The organism is Streptomyces sp. NPDC058284, assembly GCF_042881135.1.
Taxonomy (GTDB): Bacteria; Actinomycetota; Actinomycetes; order Streptomycetales; family Streptomycetaceae; genus Streptomyces.
This window is the reverse complement of the sequence record NZ_JBHVYE010000024.1, coordinates 40806-57642: the sequence shown is the minus strand read 5'-3', so window position 1 is coordinate 57642 and position 16837 is coordinate 40806. Positions and strand designations below refer to the sequence as shown.

At 70.7% G+C, this 16837-nt stretch carries 18 protein-coding genes; 7 read left to right on the top strand and 11 right to left on the bottom strand.

Features of this window, described 5'->3' with window-relative positions:
- Positions 1-26: 26 nt before the first annotated feature.
- Both ACFVYR_RS28290 and ACFVYR_RS28285 read right to left on the bottom strand, forming a co-directional pair.
- Entirely contained in the window at positions 27-467 is a 441-nt protein-coding gene (locus tag ACFVYR_RS28290) for a Fur family transcriptional regulator (protein ID WP_384261294.1), read from the bottom strand.
- An 87-nt stretch (positions 468-554) separates the two neighbouring features.
- The gene (locus ACFVYR_RS28285; protein WP_384261534.1) at positions 555-1127 is read right to left on the bottom strand and encodes an FABP family protein; all 573 of its coding nucleotides are present in this window, start codon (positions 1125-1127) and stop codon (positions 555-557) included.
- A 243-nt stretch (positions 1128-1370) separates the two neighbouring features.
- Here ACFVYR_RS28285 and ACFVYR_RS28280 point away from each other — a divergent pair, with 243 nt between their 5' ends.
- Entirely contained in the window at positions 1371-1634 is a 264-nt protein-coding gene (locus ACFVYR_RS28280; RefSeq protein ID WP_384261531.1) for a DUF3099 domain-containing protein, read from the top strand.
- A 106-nt stretch (positions 1635-1740) separates the two neighbouring features.
- Here ACFVYR_RS28280 and ACFVYR_RS28275 read toward each other — a convergent pair whose 3' ends face one another.
- The 7 genes from ACFVYR_RS28275 to ACFVYR_RS28245 form a co-directional block, all read right to left on the bottom strand.
- Positions 1741-2028, bottom strand: a complete 288-nt coding sequence (locus tag ACFVYR_RS28275) for a DUF1416 domain-containing protein (protein ID WP_356266819.1) — start codon at positions 2026-2028, stop codon at positions 1741-1743.
- A gap of 42 nt (positions 2029-2070) precedes the next feature.
- Complete coding sequence (locus tag ACFVYR_RS28270) at positions 2071-2916, bottom strand: sulfurtransferase (protein ID WP_384261528.1); 846 nt, start codon at positions 2914-2916, stop codon at positions 2071-2073.
- Positions 2917-3087: 171 nt separating this feature from the next.
- A complete protein-coding gene (locus tag ACFVYR_RS28265) occupies positions 3088-3168 on the bottom strand; it encodes a putative leader peptide (protein ID WP_350893136.1) in 81 nt (26 codons plus the stop codon).
- A gap of 198 nt (positions 3169-3366) precedes the next feature.
- On the bottom strand, positions 3367-4119 hold the full coding sequence (locus ACFVYR_RS28260) for a DUF2993 domain-containing protein (RefSeq protein WP_384261526.1): 753 nt from the start codon (positions 4117-4119) through the stop codon (positions 3367-3369).
- Positions 4120-4253: 134 nt separating this feature from the next.
- Positions 4254-5588: a hypothetical protein gene (locus ACFVYR_RS28255; RefSeq protein ID WP_384261524.1), complete on the bottom strand. Its 1335-nt coding sequence runs from the start codon at positions 5586-5588 to the stop codon at positions 4254-4256.
- A 5-nt stretch (positions 5589-5593) separates the two neighbouring features.
- Positions 5594-5848, bottom strand: coding sequence for a MoaD/ThiS family protein (locus ACFVYR_RS28250; RefSeq protein WP_384261522.1), 255 nt, complete (start codon positions 5846-5848; stop codon positions 5594-5596).
- Positions 5849-5860: 12 nt separating this feature from the next.
- The gene (locus ACFVYR_RS28245; RefSeq protein WP_384261520.1) at positions 5861-6706 is read right to left on the bottom strand and encodes an alpha/beta hydrolase; all 846 of its coding nucleotides are present in this window, start codon (positions 6704-6706) and stop codon (positions 5861-5863) included.
- A 222-nt stretch (positions 6707-6928) separates the two neighbouring features.
- Between ACFVYR_RS28245 and ACFVYR_RS28240 the strand changes: the two genes are divergently transcribed.
- The 5 genes from ACFVYR_RS28240 to ACFVYR_RS28220 all read left to right on the top strand — a co-directional run bounded on the left by ACFVYR_RS28240 (position 6929) and on the right by ACFVYR_RS28220 (position 12240).
- The gene (locus ACFVYR_RS28240; protein ID WP_384261517.1) at positions 6929-7753 is read left to right on the top strand and encodes a response regulator transcription factor; all 825 of its coding nucleotides are present in this window, start codon (positions 6929-6931) and stop codon (positions 7751-7753) included.
- Positions 7754-7776: 23 nt separating this feature from the next.
- Positions 7777-8799: a LacI family DNA-binding transcriptional regulator gene (locus tag ACFVYR_RS28235; protein ID WP_384261515.1), complete on the top strand. Its 1023-nt coding sequence runs from the start codon at positions 7777-7779 to the stop codon at positions 8797-8799.
- A gap of 127 nt (positions 8800-8926) precedes the next feature.
- Entirely contained in the window at positions 8927-9961 is a 1035-nt protein-coding gene (locus ACFVYR_RS28230) for a S1C family serine protease (RefSeq protein WP_384261512.1), read from the top strand.
- Between the two features lie 102 nt (positions 9962-10063).
- The gene (locus ACFVYR_RS28225) at positions 10064-10798 is read left to right on the top strand and encodes a response regulator transcription factor (protein WP_384261510.1); all 735 of its coding nucleotides are present in this window, start codon (positions 10064-10066) and stop codon (positions 10796-10798) included.
- The gene (locus ACFVYR_RS28220) at positions 10795-12240 is read left to right on the top strand and encodes a sensor histidine kinase (RefSeq protein ID WP_384261508.1); all 1446 of its coding nucleotides are present in this window, start codon (positions 10795-10797) and stop codon (positions 12238-12240) included. The genes ACFVYR_RS28225 and ACFVYR_RS28220 overlap by 4 nt, the downstream gene beginning before the upstream one ends.
- A 57-nt stretch (positions 12241-12297) precedes the next feature.
- Here ACFVYR_RS28220 and ACFVYR_RS28215 read toward each other — a convergent pair whose 3' ends face one another.
- Together ACFVYR_RS28215 and ACFVYR_RS28210 are read right to left on the bottom strand one after the other, a co-directional pair.
- The gene (locus ACFVYR_RS28215) at positions 12298-13581 is read right to left on the bottom strand and encodes a DUF2993 domain-containing protein (protein WP_384261505.1); all 1284 of its coding nucleotides are present in this window, start codon (positions 13579-13581) and stop codon (positions 12298-12300) included.
- Between the two features lie 162 nt (positions 13582-13743).
- Positions 13744-15576: a bifunctional metallophosphatase/5'-nucleotidase gene (locus ACFVYR_RS28210; protein ID WP_384261503.1), complete on the bottom strand. Its 1833-nt coding sequence runs from the start codon at positions 15574-15576 to the stop codon at positions 13744-13746.
- A gap of 211 nt (positions 15577-15787) precedes the next feature.
- Here ACFVYR_RS28210 and mshD point away from each other — a divergent pair, with 211 nt between their 5' ends.
- Entirely contained in the window at positions 15788-16723 is a 936-nt protein-coding gene (gene mshD / locus ACFVYR_RS28205; protein WP_384261501.1) for a mycothiol synthase, read from the top strand.
- The last annotated feature ends 114 nt before the right edge of the window (positions 16724-16837 follow it).

Here is a 16837-nt window from a genome sequence, read left to right as displayed (position 1 = left end):
AGAGTACGACCAGTGGGCCGCGGCTTTTATTTCTGGCGGCACTTCTCGCACTGCCCGAAGATCGCGAAGTGCTTCAGATCGGTGTCGAAGCCGAAGGTGTCGCGCAGTTTGGCGGTGAACTCGGCGGCGATCGACGTGTCGGCCTCGATGACGTCCGTGCAGTCGCGGCAGACGAGGTGGATGTGGTGGTGGCGGTCGGCCAGGTGGTACGTCGGCGCGCCGTGCCCGAGGTGGGCGTGGCTGACCAGGCCCAGCTCCTCCAGGAGCTCCAGGGTGCGGTAGACCGTGGAGATGTTGACCCCCGACGCGGTCTTCCGCACTTGGCAGAGGATGTCGTCGGGGGTGGCGTGTTCCAGGGCGTCGACGGCTTCGAGGACGAGCTGACGCTGCGGCGTCAGCCGGTAGCCGCGCTGACGCAGGTCGCTCTTCCAGTCGCCGGAGTCGGAGTTGGAATCGGTACTCGCCACACCGTGAAGTCTAGGGCCTTTCGCCTGGAGCGAGCCCGTGCCCGCTCCAGGCGAAAGGCCCTGGGACTATGCGAAAGGCCCCGGGGCCTACTTGAAGAAGGCGATGCCGTCGTCGGGGAGATCGCCGAGGTTCCGTGCCATGTCCGCGACCTCCTCGGGCGTGACGACCTTCTTCAGCTGCGCCGACATGTAGGGGCGCAGCGGGACCTCGGGGGTCTGCTTCTCGCCGACCCACATCAGGTCGCCCTTCACGTAGCCGTAGAGGCGCTTGCCACCGGTGTAGGGGCCTGCGGCGGCGGTGCGGGCGACGGCGTCCGTGGCCAGGTCGATCTGCGGCTTCTTGTCGGCCAGCTCGCCGTACCAGACCTCGACCACACCGTCGTCGCGGACCATGACGACCTCGACCTTGCGGTCCTTGTCGATCCGCCAGAAGCCGGACTCGGACTCCAGGGGCTTGACCTTGTTGCCCTCGGCGTCGAGCACCCAGGTGTACGAGCGGTACTCGATGAAGTCCCGCCCGTCATGCGTGAAGGAGACCTCCTGGCCGAAATTCGCCTTCTCGGCGCCGGGGAAGTCGGTGACGCCCGCGCCCGCCCAGTTGCCGAGGAGGAAGGCGAGGGGGACGAGGTCGGGGTTCAGGTCGGACGGAATCTCGATCATGGGAAGCTCAGTCGATCTGTGGAGGTGGCGGTGGTCAGCGCTGGCCCTGGTACAGCTTCTTCACGGTCAGGCCCATGAAGGCGAGAACGCCGACACAGACCAGAACCAGCAGGGCGGAGAAGAAGGCCTCAAGCACGGGGGGCTCCTCGATGAGCGGTGGGGCAGGTAGTCAGAGCGGGTCCCACTGTAGTCGTGCGGCGCCCGTCCCTCTCTGTGAGGTCCCCCGCGTCGTACGCTGGGTGTATGTACGCGCGAAGGCGCCGCCTGTACTTCGCCATGATGGGGACCTGCATCGGTCTCTTCGTCCTGGCCTGGGGTGTCGTCCGGCTCTGGTCGATCCCCGTGGCCGTCGGAATGTGCGTGGTGGCGATGGTGATCCCGCCCCTGGCCGCGATGACGGCGAACCGCCGGGGCCCCGACGACCGCTGGTGGGACGACCCCAGCGGCGACCGGAAGTCCGACGAGTGGTGGGACGAGCTGGACGGCAAACGCAGGCGCCAGGGGTAGCCGAAGGGCCGCACCCCGTTCCAGTGGCGTCCAACCCCCTGGGGTGCGGCCCTGCAGCCGTTCTCGACGCGGTGTGCGGACCGCGCTGTGTGATGCGGACCGCGATTCAGACCGCGATCGCGACCTCCGCCAGGCCGCCCGTCTGCGCGACGACCGTGCGGTCCGCCGTGCCGCCGGGGATCAGGGCCCGGAGGGTCCACGTGCCCTCGGCGGCGTAGAAGCGGAACTGGCCGGTGGCCGAGGTCGGGACCTCGGCGGTGAACTCGCCGGTCGAGTCGAGCAGGCGCACGTAACCGGTGACGGGCTCGCCGTCGCGGGTCACCTGGCCCTGGATCGTCGTCTCACCGGGCTTGATCGTCGAAGCGTCGGGGCCGCCGGCCTTTGCTCCACACATGGGTACTCCTGAAGGGCTGAGGGGAAGGAGGGTCGGGCGGGGTTACTTGTTGGCGCCGAGCTCGATCGGCACGCCGACGAGGGAGCCGTACTCGGTCCAGGAGCCGTCGTAGTTCTTGACGTTGGTCTGGCCGAGCAGCTCGTGCAGGACGAACCAGGTCAGGGCCGAACGCTCACCGATGCGGCAGTAGGCGATGGTGTCCTTGGCGAGGTCGACCTGCTCGTTCTCGTAGAGGGCCTTGAGCTCGTCGTCGGACTTGAACGTGCCGTCGTCGTTGGCGTTCTTCGACCAGGGGATGCTGCGGGCGCTCGGCACGTGGCCGGGGCGCTGCGACTGCTCCTGCGGGAGGTGGGCCGGGGCGAGCAGCTTGCCGCTGAACTCGTCGGGCGAGCGCACGTCGACCAGGTTCTGGTTGCCGATGGCCGCCACGACGTCGTCGCGGAAGGCACGGATCGAGGTGTCCTGGGGCTTGGCCTTGTACGAGGTGGCCGGGCGCTGCGGCACCTGGTCGCCGTCGACGAGGTCGCGGGAGTCGAGCTCCCACTTCTTGCGGCCGCCGTCGAGGAGCTTCACGTCCTGGTGGCCGTAGAGCTTGAAGTACCAGAAGGCGTACGACGCGAACCAGTTGTTGTTGCCGCCGTAGAGGACGACGGTGGAGTCGTTCGCGATGCCCTTCGCCGAGAGGAGCTTCTCGAAGCCCTCCTGGTCGATGAAGTCACGGCGGACCGGGTCCTGGAGGTCCTTGGTCCAGTCGATGCGGATCGCGTTCTTGATGTGGTTCTTGTCGTACGCGGAGGTGTCCTCGTCGACCTCGACGATGACGACCTTGGGGTCCTCGATGTGGGCCTCGACCCAGTCGGCGTCTACCAGGACGTCGCTGCGGCTCATGCTTTTCTCCTCCGGGGCAGGTACGGCGGTGCGGCGTGGTGCGATGCACAGGGGGGCGGCCGGTACGGACCGGTGGTGCGGGGAGGCACTGGTGGCTGACCGAGCGGCGCGGGGGCGGCCTGCCGGATGGGCGTCGGACAGGCCTGGTGAAACGAGGGGGTGAGGCCCTCGCTAGAAGGTGCGACAGAGCATGGCGGCGACGCGGCACAGGTCCACTGCCCGCCGCTTCGTGAGGTCCGCCTGTCGGTGCATGCGTCCGATCGTAGGGACGGAGGGGCCGCCGTGTCACCGGCGCTCCGCATAGTGAGACAGGTGAACCCAGCATGTGGGATTCGTTGAACGTCGAAGCCCCCTGGGAGGGCCCGGGGCCCGGCGTCCGCCCACGTACATCCGACCGCCGGACGCCTTCGTCTCGTACCTCGGACGCGGTCGGGTCGGCGGGGTCTGCCGTCAGCCCGCCAGCCGCACGTTCGTGCCGGTCACCGACATGTCCACGCCGTCCGGTGCCGCCTCGACCTTCTCCAGCTTGACGCCGGCCGGCAGGTCGTCGATCTTCTGGTCGAAGTCGGTGACGTTGCGGACCATGCCCTCGGGGAGCGGGATGGAGACGCCGAGGACGTCCAGGTTCTTCGGGATCTCGTCGGCGTGCACCTTGATGTCGTCGCCCTCGACGCGGACCGAGCTGAGCACGTGGACCGGCTTCGGCAGCTTCGCGCCGCCCTTGCTGACCTCGACCTCGACCTTGATCTTGCCGTTGCCGCCGTCGGAGAGACCGACGACCTTGCCGGTGGCGCCGAGCGGCAGCTCGACGGGCTCGGCCTTGCTGGCCTTCAGGAGCTCGTCGTAGGAGACGCGCGCCGTGCCCGACGCGGTCGCGGCGGTGGCGGAGCTGTAGTCGCCGGAGAACTCCACGCCCTTCATGTGGGCGGTCAGATCGGCGATGCGGATGGAGTCGGAGCCCGACTTGGCGTCGTAGTCCTTGATGCCGACCTCCACGTCGTCGAGCTCACCGCCCATCACCTGGGTGAGGAAGGGGAAGCCCTTGATGGAGACGTCGGGCGTCTCGCTCAGCCCCTCGCTGGTGCGCATCTTGTCCGCCGCCTCGCTCTCGGCGAAGTTCACGGCAAGCCGGTCGGCCGCCACGAAGAGCCCTCCGAGGACCACGACGACGATCAGAAGTATGCGTACGGCTCGCTTGCTCATGTCCGGTCTTCCCCCACCTTGTCCCCCGCGTCGACTGTCGTTCCGGCGAGCCTAAAGGACAGGTCCCCGGCCGAAGAGTTCGGCGGGGGACCTGTCGATCAGCTGTGACGATGCGCCGGCGGGCCGGCCGGGGCTCAGCCGATGGCGCGGCCGAGCACGTAGACGGCCGGGGCGGCGGCCGCGAGCGGCAGCGCGACGCCCGCCGTCATGTGCACGAAGCGCGACGGGTAGTCGTAACTGGCCGCCCGGTGCCCGACAAGCGCGCAGACCCCGGCACCGAGGCCGAGCAGCGCCCCCTTGCTCCCGTAGTCGGTCGCGCCGCCCACGGCGATCCCGGCACCGGCCGCCACGAGCAGCGCGACGACCACGGAGGCGGGGGTGGGCAGCGGCAGCGCGCGGGCGAGGATCGCGGCGGCGACCGCGATGCCGCCCACGGTGACGGCGTCGGAGGCGGCCGCGAGGTGGCCGGCCGCGACGATGGCGAGCGCGGCCGACACCACGGTCGCCATCAGCCCGTACATCCGCTCGTCGGCGCCCGCGCGGCTGCGCAGCTGAAGCACCAGCACGAGCAGCACCCACACGCCGAGCGTGCCGAGGATCGCGGCAGGACCGTTCTCCTCGCCGGTGACCAGCAGCGCGCCGTCCGCGACGACCCCGCCGAGGAAGGCGAGCGCGATGCCCTGGCGGGCCGGCCACATGCCGTTGAGCCGGAACCATCCGGCGGCGGTCACGGCCTGCAGCAGGATCAGCGGCACGAGCAGTGCGTACTGCCCGACGGCGGCTCCCGCGGCGAGCAGGAGCCCGAGCAGGGCGGTCAGCGCGGCGGGCTGCATCCCCGGCTCTATGATCGGCGACCGCCCTTCGGCGCGGGCCCGCTGGGCGTCGGTGACGCGAGGGTTGCCGGTGGTGGTGGAGGGGCCGTAGGAGGGGTCGTCGGCGCCGGTGCCGGGGTCGGGACCGGCGGGCTCCGGGACGACGGGTGCGGGAGCGTGAGCGGCGGGCGGCGCCTGGTGGTTCGGGGTCTGCGGCGGCAGGTACGCGGTCTCCGTCATGTCCACGGCGGCGGCCGGCGGCTGCACCTGCGTCTCCCAGGTCTGCCCCTCCCACTGCTGGGTGTAGGGCTCTTGGGGCTGAGGCTGCTGAGGCTGCTGGGGGTACTGCTGGTGCTGCTGCGCGTACGGCTGGGGCTGGTGCTGGTGCTGATGCTGCGCGTACTGCTGGTGCTGCTCGTCGTAGTACGGCTGCTGCTGCTGTTGCTGCTGCGCGTACTGCTGTTGCTGCTGCTGCGCGTACTGCTGGTGCTGCTGGTGCTGCTCGCCGTAGTACGGCTGCTGCTGTTGCTGGGGGTACGCCTGCTGCTCCGGGTACCCCTGGTGCTCCGGGTAGGGCTGCTGCTCCGGATACGGCTGCCGCGCGTACGGCTCGTATCCCTCATACCCCTCGTACCCCTCATAGGGCTGATCGGACATGGTGCTCATCCTCCTGCGAACGGCGGGAGCACCTCGACCGTGCCGCCCTCGGCCAGCCGTACGGTCTCATGCCCGCGGGTGCCGACGGGGTTGCCGTCGACCAGAAAGGAGCAGCGCTGCAGGACCCGGACCAGTTCGCCGGGGTGCCGCTCGCGGGCGGTCTCCAGCGCTTCGGCGAGTGTCCCGGCCGCGTACGGCTCCTCGGCGATGCCCGCGGCCGCCTTGGCAGCGGCCCAGTAACGAATGGTGCCGTTCACCATGCGACTCCCCTTTCAGTCGGCGGTTGCCGACGTCCATGATGCCGTGGCCCACGAGGCGATCCGCCCGACGAGCTCATCCGTGGCCGCGTGCTCCGCGTGGCCCATGCCCTCTTCCAGCCACAGCTCCGCCCCGCCATCGGCAGCCGCCGCGAGCATGCGCGGATGGTCGACCGGAAAGTACGGGTCCCGGTCGCCGTGCACGACGAGCAGCGGCGTCGGGGCGATGAGCGGGACGGATTCGACGGGCGAGAGGGGGACGGGGTCCCACTCGTGCGGGTGGATTCTCGTCCGCAGGCCGAAGCGGCCGACCGCGCGTCCCGCGGGCCGCGTGACGACCCAGTGCAGCCGCCGCATCGGCGCCGTCCCCCGGTAGTACCAACGTGCGGGGGCACTCACCGCGACCACCGCATCGGTGCGCGCTTCCGTGCGCCCCCTGTGCAACGCGGCGTGCCGCAGCACGACCGAGCCGCCCATCGAGAAACCCACGGTCACCACGCGCGCGTGGCCGAGCGAGCGCGCCCAGCCGACGGCCGCCGCCAGGTCGAGCACCTCGCGGTCGCCGACCGTGGAGTGCCCGCCGGAGCCGCCGTGGCCCCGGAAGGAGAAGGTGATCACGGCCGCACGCTGGGCGAGGACGGCCGCGATGCGGCGTACGTGGGGGCGCGAGAGATCCCCGGTGAAGCCGTGCGCGACGACGATCGCGGTCTCTTCCGAGGGGTCGGGTCCGGGGTCGTAGGCGGCCTCGATGGCCACGCCGTCATGTGTACGGAGCGTTGCGCGGCGGGGAACGCCACGCTGACCGTGAGTGAGCGGAGGCACAGAAGATCGCGCCGCTTGACCTGCCGGACCGGAACTCATGTGGGCTATTCTCCTTGGCAGAGGATCCGGGCAGCGCAGCCCCCGGGTCCTTTCGTGCTTTCCGGGCTCCGGGCGCGGGCCCGCAAAGGGTACGAAGCTTGACAGCGAAAGCTCAGTACGAAGCAGTGCCGTAAACGTCCTCGCAGGGACCGAGGAGGAACCAGACGTTATGGGCGAGCGAAACGTGCACGACAGTCAGACGACCCGGGCAGGTGGTCGGCGGTGAGCTCTCTGCTGCTCCTGACCAATGCCCTCCAGCCGTCGACGGAGGTGCTCCCCGCTCTCGGCCTGCTCCTGCACAGTGTGCGCGTCGCCCCCGCGGAGGGGCCCGCACTCGTCGACACCCCCGGCGCCGACGTCATCCTCGTCGACGGCCGCCGCGATCTGCCGCAGGTGCGCAGCCTCTGCCAGCTCCTTCGCTCCACGGGACCCGGCTGTCCGCTGGTCCTCGTCGTGACGGAGGGCGGTCTCGCGGCCGTCACCGCGGAGTGGGGCATCGACGACGTGCTCCTCGATACGGCGGGCCCCGCCGAGGTCGAGGCGCGGCTGCGGCTCGCGATGGGCCGCCAGCAGATCACCACCGACGACTCCCCCATGGAGATCCGCAACGGCGACCTCTCCGTGGACGAGGCGACGTACAGCGCGAAGCTGAAGGGCCGGGTGCTCGACCTGACCTTCAAGGAGTTCGAGCTGCTCAAGTACCTGGCGCAGCACCCTGGGCGGGTCTTCACCCGCGCCCAGCTGCTCCAGGAGGTGTGGGGCTACGACTACTTCGGCGGTACGCGCACGGTCGACGTACACGTGCGACGCCTCCGGGCGAAGCTCGGCGTCGAGCACGAGTCGCTGATCGGCACCGTCCGCAATGTCGGCTACCGGTTCGTCGTACCGGAGAAGGTCGAACGGGCGGCCGAGGAGGAGAAGGCCAAGGCGGCGGGGGCGCGGTCCGGGCGGGGCGGCGGCAGGCCGGCGGCGACGGCCGCGCAGGCCGCTGAGGCCGCCGAGGACCCCGCTGCGAAGGAAGCTGCCGTACGCCCTGCCCAGCGGTAGTTCCATCCGCGTAGACTCCGCGCGTGGCCAAGGTGACTCGGGATGACGTGGCAAGACTTGCGGGTACTTCGACCGCGGTCGTCAGCTATGTCATCAACAACGGACCCAGGCCGGTCGCCCCGGCCACGCGCGAGCGGGTACTCGCAGCGATCAAGGAGCTGGGCTACCGGCCCGACCGGGTCGCCCAGGCCATGGCGTCCCGGCGTACGGACCTCATAGGCATGATCGTGCCGGACGCGCGTCAGCCCTTCTTCGCGGAGATGACGCACGCCGTCGAACAGGCGGCGTCCGAGCGCGGAAAGATGGTCCTGGTCGGCAACTCCGACTACGTGGAGGAGCGCGAGACGCACTACCTCCGCGCCTTCCTCGGCATGCGGGTCTCCGGACTCATCCTCGTCAGCCACGGCCTGACCGACCAGGCCGCCGCCGAGATCGACGCGTGGGACGCCCGGGTGGTCCTGCTGCACGAGCGGCCCGAGGCCATCGACGACGTCGCGGTCGTCACCGACGACGTCGGCGGCGCGCAGCTCGCCACCCGCCACCTCCTCGAGCACGGCCACGAGTACGTGGCGTGTGTCGGCGGCACGGCGGAGACCCCGACCGTCGGAGACCCCGTCTCCGATCACGTCGAGGGCTGGCGGCGCGCGATGCGGGAGGCCGGACGGTCGGTCGAGGGCCGCCTCTTCGACGCCCCGTACAACCGCTACGACGCCTACCAGGTCGGCCTGGAGCTCCTCGCCCGCCCCGACCGGCCCACCGCGATCTTCTGCTCCACGGACGACCAGGCCATCGGCATCCTGCGGGCGGCGCGGGAGCTGCGCCTCGACGTGCCGGGCGAGCTGGCCGTCGCGGGATTCGACGACGTCAAGGAGGCGGGCCTGACGGATCCGCCGCTGACGACGGTGGCGTCGGACCGGCCCGCGATGGCCCGCGCCGCGGTGGATCTCGTCCTTGACGACGGCCTGCGGGTCGCCGGGTCACGGCGGGAGCGCCTGAAGCTGTTCCCGTCCCGGCTGGTCGTACGGCAGTCCTGCGGCTGCGCGTAACAGCGGCTGCGCGTAACACCGGGCCGCGCGGGACGGCACGCGCCTTTATATCGGGCATACGCACTTCTGCCGGGCTTCTCAGGACGTACTCAGGCAGCTCTCATGAACGCCCGACAGCCTCATAGTCATGACCGAGAGCTTCCGCCACAGCGGCGAGTACCCCCAGCAGCAGTCGGCAGCGCCTGTGCACCACGGCGGTACGCAGGGCGCGCACCCGCACGGCGCGTACCCGCCCCCGCCCGCTCACGCGCCGGAGGCCCCGCAGGCGCCCGCCCCGCGGCGCCGTCGCGTCAAGGGTCCCGCGGCCCTGCTCACCGCCGTCGCCATCGCGGCGGCCGCGGTGGGCGGTGGCACCGCGTACGCCGTGCAGACGCTCACCGACAAGGACGGCGGCTCCTCCGCCACCAGTACGAACGTCGTGCCGACGAGCAAGAAGGGCACCGTCGCCGGGGTCGCCGAGGCGGTCAGTCCCAGCATCGTCGAGATCAGCGCGTCGACCGCGCAGGGCAAGTCGACCGGCTCCGGCGTGATCACCAAGAGCGACGGCGAGATCGTCACCAACAACCACGTCATCGCAGGCGCCTCGTCGATCAAGGTGCGGACGAGCGACGGCAAGACGTACGCGGCCGACGTGGTCGGCACCGACAGCAAGAAGGACCTCGCGCTCATCCAGCTGAAGAACGCCGCGGGCCTGAAGCCCGCGACCCTCGGCAACTCCGACAACGTCAAGGTCGGCGACGAGGTCGTCGCCATCGGCTCGCCCGAGGGCCTGACCGGCACCGTCACCAGCGGCATCGTCTCCGCGCTCGACCGCGACGTCACGGTGGCCACGGGCGACGGCCAGGAGCCGCAGCAGAACCCGCGGGACGGCTGGCCCTTCGAGTTCGACGGGCGGCAGTTCAACGGCGACACCGGCTCGTCGAAGACCACGTACAAGGCGCTCCAGACCGACGCGTCGCTCAACCCCGGCAACTCCGGCGGCGCCCTCATCGACATGAACGGCAACATCATCGGCATCAACTCCGCGATGTACACGCCCAGTTCGTCGCAGGGGCAGAGCAGCGCCGAGACCGCGTCCGGCAGTGTCGGCCTCGGCTTCGCCATCCCGGTCGACACGGTCAAGGACGACCTCGGCAAGCTGCGGTCCGGCTCGACGACCTGATCTCCCGCAGTCGTACGCCCGGCCGCGCGCCGCACGTCCCTGGCCCGCGTGCGAGGCTGATACCGGCCCAGTCCGTCCCGTACCCGAGGAAGTCCGAAGCCCATGAGCCCCGCCGAAGGCGACCGCACCGGTGACCGCGAGCAGCAGCGCATCCTGATCGTGGACGACGAACCCGCCGTGCGCGAGGCGCTGCGGCGCAGCCTCGCCTTCGAGGGGTACGGCACGGAGGTCGCCGTCGACGGCGCGGACGCGCTCGACAAGGCCGCCGCGTACCGCCCCGACCTGGTCGTACTCGACATCCAGATGCCCCGCATGGACGGCCTCACCGCCGCGCGCAGGCTCCGCGCCACCGGGTCGACGACGCCGATCCTGATGCTGACCGCGCGCGACACGGTCGGCGACCGCGTCACCGGTCTCGACGCGGGCGCCGATGACTACCTGGTCAAGCCCTTCGAGCTGGACGAGCTCTTCGCCCGCATCCGGGCGCTGCTGCGCCGCAGTTCGTACGCCCCGGCCGGGCAGGCCGCCGACGGCGACATCCTCGCCTTCGCCGATCTGCGGATGGACCTGGCGACGCGCGAGGTCACGCGGGGCGAGCGGACCGTGGAGCTGACCCGCACCGAGTTCACCCTCCTGGAGATGTTCCTCGCGCATCCGCGCCAGGTCCTCACCCGTGAGCAGATCCTCAAGGCGGTGTGGGGCTTCGACTTCGAGCCGTCGTCCAACTCCCTCGACGTGTACGTCATGTACCTGCGGCGCAAGACGGAGGCGGGCGGCGAACCGCGCCTGGTGCACACGGTGCGGGGCGTGGGGTACGTGCTGCGGGGCGGGGAGTGAACGGGCTGGTGCGGGGGTTCCGCGGGCTGCCATTGCGCTCGCGGCTCGCGCTGCTTGTCACCGCAGCGGTGACCCTCGCGGTCGCGGCGGCCGCGGTGACGTGCTGGTTCGTGGTGCGCAACGCGCTGATGGACTCGCTGGACAGCGCGCTGAGCAGCAACCGGCCCCAGCCCGGCGAGGTGACGCAACGGATCGACATCGACGCGGTGGCGGGCAACGCGAAGTGCCTGCGTGAGATTCCCGGCCGCGACAATCCCGACCTGTTCAAGCAGACCATCCAGGTCGTGGCCAAGAACGGCACGAGCTGCGTGGTCCTGGGCCGCCAGGAGATCGCTGTCGGCAGCGAGGACACCGCGGTGGCCGAGCGTGAGGAGTCCGCGAACTATCACAACGCCACCGCGTCCAACGGCGAGAAGTACCGCGTCTACACCTACCCGCTGGAGGAGTACCCCCAGCTCTCGCTCGCCGTCTCCGTGGCCCGCCCCCTCAGCGAGGTGGACGACACCCTCGACGACCTCGCCCTGATCCTCCTCTTCGTGGCCGGGATCGGCGTCGTGGGCGCGGGCGCCGCGGGCCTCTGGGTGGCCCGCACCGGCCTGCGCCCGGTCGACCAGCTCACCGCAGCCGTGGAACACGTCGCCCGCACCGAGGACTTGACCCTCCGGATCCCCGTCGAGGGCGACGACGAGATCGCCCGCCTGTCGGAGTCCTTCAACTCCATGGCCGCCGCGCTCGCCTCCTCGCGCGACCTCCAGCAGCAGCTGATCGCCGACGCGGGCCACGAACTCCGCACCCCGCTCACCTCGCTGCGCACCAACATCGAACTCCTCGCCCGCAGCGAGGAGACGGGCCGGGCCATCCCGCCCGACGACCGCAAGGCGCTGCTCACCTCGGTCACCGCGCAGATGAGTGAACTGGCGGCGCTCATCGGCGACCTCCAGGAGCTCTCCCGGCCCGACGCCGCGGCCAGTGGCGGCAAGGTGCAGGTGGTCGCCCTGCACGAGATCACCAGGACGGCCATCGAGCGGGCCCGGCTGCGCGGCCCCGAGCTGACGATCACGGCGGAGCTCGCGCCCTGGTACGTACGCGCGGAACCGCCCGCCCTGGAGCGGGCCGTCGTCAACGTCCTGGACAACGCGGTGAAGTTCAGCCCGCCCCGCGGCACGGTGGAGGTCACCCTCGACCGCGGCCATCTGCGGGTGCGTGACCACGGGCCGGGCATTTCCGCGGACGAACTGCCGCACGTCTTCGACCGGTTCTGGCGCTCACCGGGCGCACGCTCCCTGCCGGGCTCGGGCCTCGGCCTGTCCATCGTGGCGCGCACGGTGCAGCAGTGCGGCGGCGAGGTGGCGCTGCGGGCGGCGGACGGGGGCGGCACGGAGGCTTCGGTGCGGCTGCCGGGGGCGCCGACTCCGCCCCCTTCGGAGGCGACGGCCTCCTGAATCCCGCGACCGGCGCCACGGCCCGCCGGGGCGACTAGGGCCTGTCTTAGACAGGCTCTAGTCGCCGATCCCGATCCCGGCCCCCGCTATCCGCACCCGGATGCCCTCCTTCTCCACCTTCACGTCCTGGAGCGCCATCGTGCCGGTGCCCGGCAGTTTCGGCAGCTGGAAGGCGAGGGTGAGGCGGTCGGCGAGGACGGGGCGGGTGAGGCCCGCGAGGCCCTTGAGGAGGGCGGGGTCGAGGCCGAGCTTCTTGAGGAGCTCGGGGTGGCCCATCGCGACGTCGATGAGGTTGAGGCCCATCACGTCGTTCACGAACTTCGGTGATCCGGTGAGTTCGTTGAGTTTGGCGTCGCTCTTCAGGGCCCCGCGCACCACGTCGTCCGGGACGCCGAGGCGCTTGACGATCGCCGGGACGGAGAGCAGCGCCTTCGCCTTCGACGTCTCCTCGGCCACGCGGTCGGCGGACTCCTTCGACAGGTGCAGGCCCTCCGTCTCGCGCGTGCCAGGACGGTAGGTCGCGAGGTCGCCGAGTTGCAGGCGCATGCCGCCGATGTCGGTGGAGACGCCGCGGTCGCCGTTGCGCTGGATGCGGGCGTCGGCGCGGACCTTCAGGTCGTGGCCCGCGACGGGCAGCGTGCCGCGGGCGAGCACCTCGTCGTGGCCGCGGCCGGTGAACGTGACCTGGGAGGCGCCCAGTTCGCGGTTGAGGTCGTCGAAGGAGAGCAGGACCTCGCCCTTCATCTCGCCGATGCGGACGCCCGTGATCGAGGTCGGCCCGTCGCCTTCGATGGTCACGTCCGTGGCGGTCGCGGAGACCTTGGCGAGGGAGATCCGGTCGGCGGCGACGTCCGGGACGGTGACCTTGACCTTGTCCACGCGCTTGTCGAGTACCTGGGTGAGGAAGGGAAACCCCTCGATGTCGACCTCGGGTGCCGCGCTCAGGTGCATCTGGTCCTTGAGCTTCTCCGCGGCCTCGTGCTCGGCGTAGAGGAGGGCCCAGCGGTCGCCGAGTGCGAGGAACGCGGTGGCGACGAGGACGGCGACCAGGGCCTTCGCGGCGAGCGGCAGGCCAGCGAACCGGGTGCGGCGCCGACCGCGGCCACGGGCGCGCCGGCTGCCGCGGCGGTGGTTGGGCGGCGTCCAGGGGGTCTCGGCGTCCTTCGCGTCCTTCTCGTCGTGGAGGAACTCCTCCAGCGGGTTCGGCGCGAGCGCGGCCAGCTCGTCGTACGGGTTGGCGTACTTGGCGGCGGGCAGTTCGGCGGTGTCGTCCGGCTGATCGTTACGGTCGTCGAGCGGGGCATCCGAGGGACGCGGGGCCATGCGGTGGGGGGAACGCATCAAGTGATCTCACCATACGTTCACACCCCACCCCAAGCCTTACACCCGGTAACACCCGGTATCGGCCGGTTCCCGTTAACGCGCTGTTTTCAAGCTCACGTCACTTCCGGGCCACCGGCCGGAAACCGGCGTGACGTCCGTTACCACCGGCCTGCCCCGCGCCTACTTGACGACCGTGATCCGGTCGGCCTTCGGCGGTGCGATCGGCTTGTCCGCCGAGGAGTTGGCGCTCATGTAGTCGCTCAACGCCTTCAGGTCGTCGCTGCCGACGAGCGGCTTCGTGCCCTTGCCGAGCTCGGCGAAACCGTCGCCGCCGCCCGCGAGGAAGGAGTTCATCGCGACGCGGTAGGTGGCCGCCGGGTCGATCGCCTTGCCGTTCAGCCTGATCGAGTCGGCGACGACCCGGTCCGCGCCCGACTTGGTCATGTCCAGCGTGTACGTCAGCCCTTCGGAGACCTGAAGGATCTTCGGCGAGGCCTCGTTGCTGCCGCTGACCTGCTGCTTCAGGCCGGCGACGAGTTGCGCGCCGGTCAGGTCGACCAGATTGACGGTGTTGCTGAACGGCTGCACGGTGAACGCCTCGCCGTAGGTGACGACGCCGTCACCCTCGGCGCCGCTCGCCTTGAAGACGATGTCGGAGCGGATGCCGCCCGGGTTCATCAGCGCGAGATCGGCCTCGGGGTCGAGGGACTTGGCGTGCGCGAGCTGCGCGTCGGAGATGAGGTCGCCGAGCGGGGACTCGGGGACGCCCGCGCCGCGGCCGGGGATGTCCGCCGAGATGTAGCCGACGGGCCTGTTGGCGACGGGCGCGGCGAGCTTGTCCCAGCGCCCGATGAGCGAGGTCATGTCGGGGGCCTTGGCCTGCTCCCGGCTGACGACGTGGTTCGCCGACTTCACGCTGGTGCGGACGATGTCCTTGGTCCTGCGGTCGTACGTGAGCGTCGTGTCCGTGTAGAGCTTCCCGAAGGACGACGCGGAGGTCACCATGCGCGGGTTGCCGGCCGGGTCCGGGATCGTACAGACGTACGCGTTGTGCGTGTGGCCGGTGACGAGGGCGTCGACCTTGGGCGTGATGCCCTTGGCGATGGTGGTGATCGGGCCCGAGATGCCGTCGCCCGCGCCCGGGGAGTCGCAGTCGTAGTTGTACGTCTGGCTCTTCGGCACGCCGCCCTCGTGGATGAGGGTGACGATGGACTTCACGCCCTGCTTGTCGAGGATCTTCGCGTACTTGTTGACGGTCTCGATCTCGTCGTGGAACTTCAGCCCCTTGACGCCGTCGGCGGAGACGATGTCCGGGGTGCCTTCGAGGGTGACGCCGATGAAGCCGACCTTCACGCCCTTGTGCTTCCACACCCAGTACGGCTTGAGGACCGGCTTGCCCGTCCTCTCGCTCGTGACGTTCGCGGCGAGGTAGGGGTAGTCGGCGCCCTCGAACTTCTTGCCCTTGCCGTGCTTGTCCTTCTCGAAGCAGCCGTCCTTGGGGTGGCAGCCACCGTTCTGCATGCGGGCCAGTTCGGCGGCGCCCTCGTCGAACTCGTGGTTGCCGACGCTGGTGACGTCCAGGTCGAGCTTGTTCATCGCCTCGACGGTCGGCTCGTCGTGGAAGAGCCCGGAGAGCAGCGGGCTGGCCCCGATGAGGTCGCCCGCGGCGGCGGTGACGCTGTAGGGATGGCCCTTGCGCGCGGTCCGCAGCGACGTGGCGAGGTACTCGGCGCCGCCCGCGTCGATCTTCTTCTCGGTCCCGTCGGCCTGCTTCTCCGTGACCTGCCCGGAGGAGCCCGCGGGCGGCTGCAGATTGCCGTGGAAGTCGTTGAAGGACAGCAACTGCACGTCGACCGTGCGGCTCTTGCCGCCCCTTCCGCCGTCCCCGTGGTCCTGCCCGGCCCCGGCGGGCAGCGCTGCCGCCATCGCGCCGACCGTGGCGAGCCCTGCCGCCACGGCGAGGACGTGGGTGGCACGGCGCCTGGGCCTTCGGTGTTTCGCTATGGCGGACACGTGTTCCCCCGGGATGGTGTGAGAAGAATGGGACCGTCGGCAGCCTAGAGTCAACGCGCGTAGCGGAACAGAGGGTTGCCGGTTACATCCTGGTGTCGGGGCACGGACCGGCGGGAGGACGTCGTTCCGGGGGGTGACGGGGATGACCGGTGGCGGGCTTCCGGCATGGTTCCGCCCGGGGGCGCCCCGCCGCAACCCGTACGCTCGACTCATGACTGACGACCGGCCCGCCGAGGCACCCGCGCCCCTCCGGAAGATCGACACCCTCGACGCGCTCTCCCCCGCGCAGGCCGACGCCGTGCTCGGCCTGCTCGCCGAGGCCGCCCGCACGGACGGCCAGCAGGCGGTCTCCGAGCAGGGGCGGCTGCAGCTCAGGGGCGGCGCACGCGACGGCGTCCGGCATCTGCTGCTCGGCGTGGGCGACGACCTCGTCGGATACGCGCAGCTGGAGGACACCGACCCGGTGGAGGCGCCCGCCGCCGAGCTCGTCGTGCACCCCGGGCGGCGCGGACACGGGCACGGCAGGGCGCTCGGCGCGGCACTGCTCGCCGAGTCGGGGCGGCGCCTGCGCGTCTGGGCGCACGGCGGGCACTCCGCCGCCCGGCACCTGGCGCAGGTCCTCGGCCTCGCGCTCTTCCGCGAACTGCGGCAGATGCGGCGCCCGTTGACCGACCTCGACCTGCCCGACCCGGTCCTCCCCGAGGGCGTGACCATTCGTGCCTTCGTGCCGGGGCAGGACGACGCGGCCTGGCTCGCGGTGAACGCCGAGGCCTTCGCGCACCACCCCGAGCAGGGCTCCCTCACCCAGCGCGACCTGGACGACCGCAAGGCCGAGCCGTGGTTCGACCCGGCGGGCTTCTTCCTCGCCGAGCGCGAGAGCGACGGCGAACTGATCGGCTTCCACTGGACCAAGGTCCACGAGCAGGAACGTCTCGGCGAGGTGTACGTGGTCGGCGTGCGGCCCGGCGCGCAGGGCGGCGGCCTCGGCAAGGCGCTGACCACGACGGGGCTGCGCCACCTCGCGCGGGCCGGCCTGCCGACCGCGATGCTCTACGTCGACGCGGACAACAAGGCCGCCGTGAATGTCTACGAACGGCTCGGCTTCGTCACGCACGAGACGGATCTGATGTACCGCACGGAGTCCTGACCGGCGGATTCACTCGCGTAACCGGTCACCTAACTAGTCACGTAACCGGTCAGTCGAGGGGCGGCGTCACTTGACGCCGCCCCTCTTTTCCACCACCCTTTCACTACTCAATTA

Excerpts from the sequence above, each read along its gene's own strand:
- ACFVYR_RS28270 (WP_384261528.1), bottom strand. The coding sequence starts at position 2,916 with ATGAGCCGCAGCGACGTCCTGGTAGACGCCGACTGGGTCGAGGCCCAC.
- ACFVYR_RS28285 (WP_384261534.1), bottom strand. The coding sequence starts at position 1,127 with ATGATCGAGATTCCGTCCGACCTGAACCCCGACCTCGTCCCCCTCGCC.
- ACFVYR_RS28230 (WP_384261512.1), top strand. The coding sequence starts at position 8,927 with ATGACCGAGAGCTTCCGCCACAGCGGCGAGTACCCCCAGCAGCAGTCG.
- mshD (WP_384261501.1), top strand. The coding sequence starts at position 15,788 with ATGACTGACGACCGGCCCGCCGAGGCACCCGCGCCCCTCCGGAAGATC.
- ACFVYR_RS28215 (WP_384261505.1), bottom strand. The coding sequence starts at position 13,581 with ATGCGTTCCCCCCACCGCATGGCCCCGCGTCCCTCGGATGCCCCGCTC.
- ACFVYR_RS28275 (WP_356266819.1), bottom strand. The coding sequence starts at position 2,028 with ATGTGTGGAGCAAAGGCCGGCGGCCCCGACGCTTCGACGATCAAGCCC.
- ACFVYR_RS28265 (WP_350893136.1), bottom strand. The coding sequence starts at position 3,168 with ATGCACCGACAGGCGGACCTCACGAAGCGGCGGGCAGTGGACCTGTGC.
- ACFVYR_RS28280 (WP_384261531.1), top strand. The coding sequence starts at position 1,371 with ATGTACGCGCGAAGGCGCCGCCTGTACTTCGCCATGATGGGGACCTGC.
- ACFVYR_RS28260 (WP_384261526.1), bottom strand. The coding sequence starts at position 4,119 with ATGAGCAAGCGAGCCGTACGCATACTTCTGATCGTCGTCGTGGTCCTC.
- ACFVYR_RS28250 (WP_384261522.1), bottom strand. The coding sequence starts at position 5,848 with ATGGTGAACGGCACCATTCGTTACTGGGCCGCTGCCAAGGCGGCCGCG.
- ACFVYR_RS28245 (WP_384261520.1), bottom strand. The coding sequence starts at position 6,706 with ATGAGTTCCGGTCCGGCAGGTCAAGCGGCGCGATCTTCTGTGCCTCCG.
- ACFVYR_RS28225 (WP_384261510.1), top strand. The coding sequence starts at position 10,064 with ATGAGCCCCGCCGAAGGCGACCGCACCGGTGACCGCGAGCAGCAGCGC.
- ACFVYR_RS28255 (WP_384261524.1), bottom strand. The coding sequence starts at position 5,588 with ATGTCCGATCAGCCCTATGAGGGGTACGAGGGGTATGAGGGATACGAG.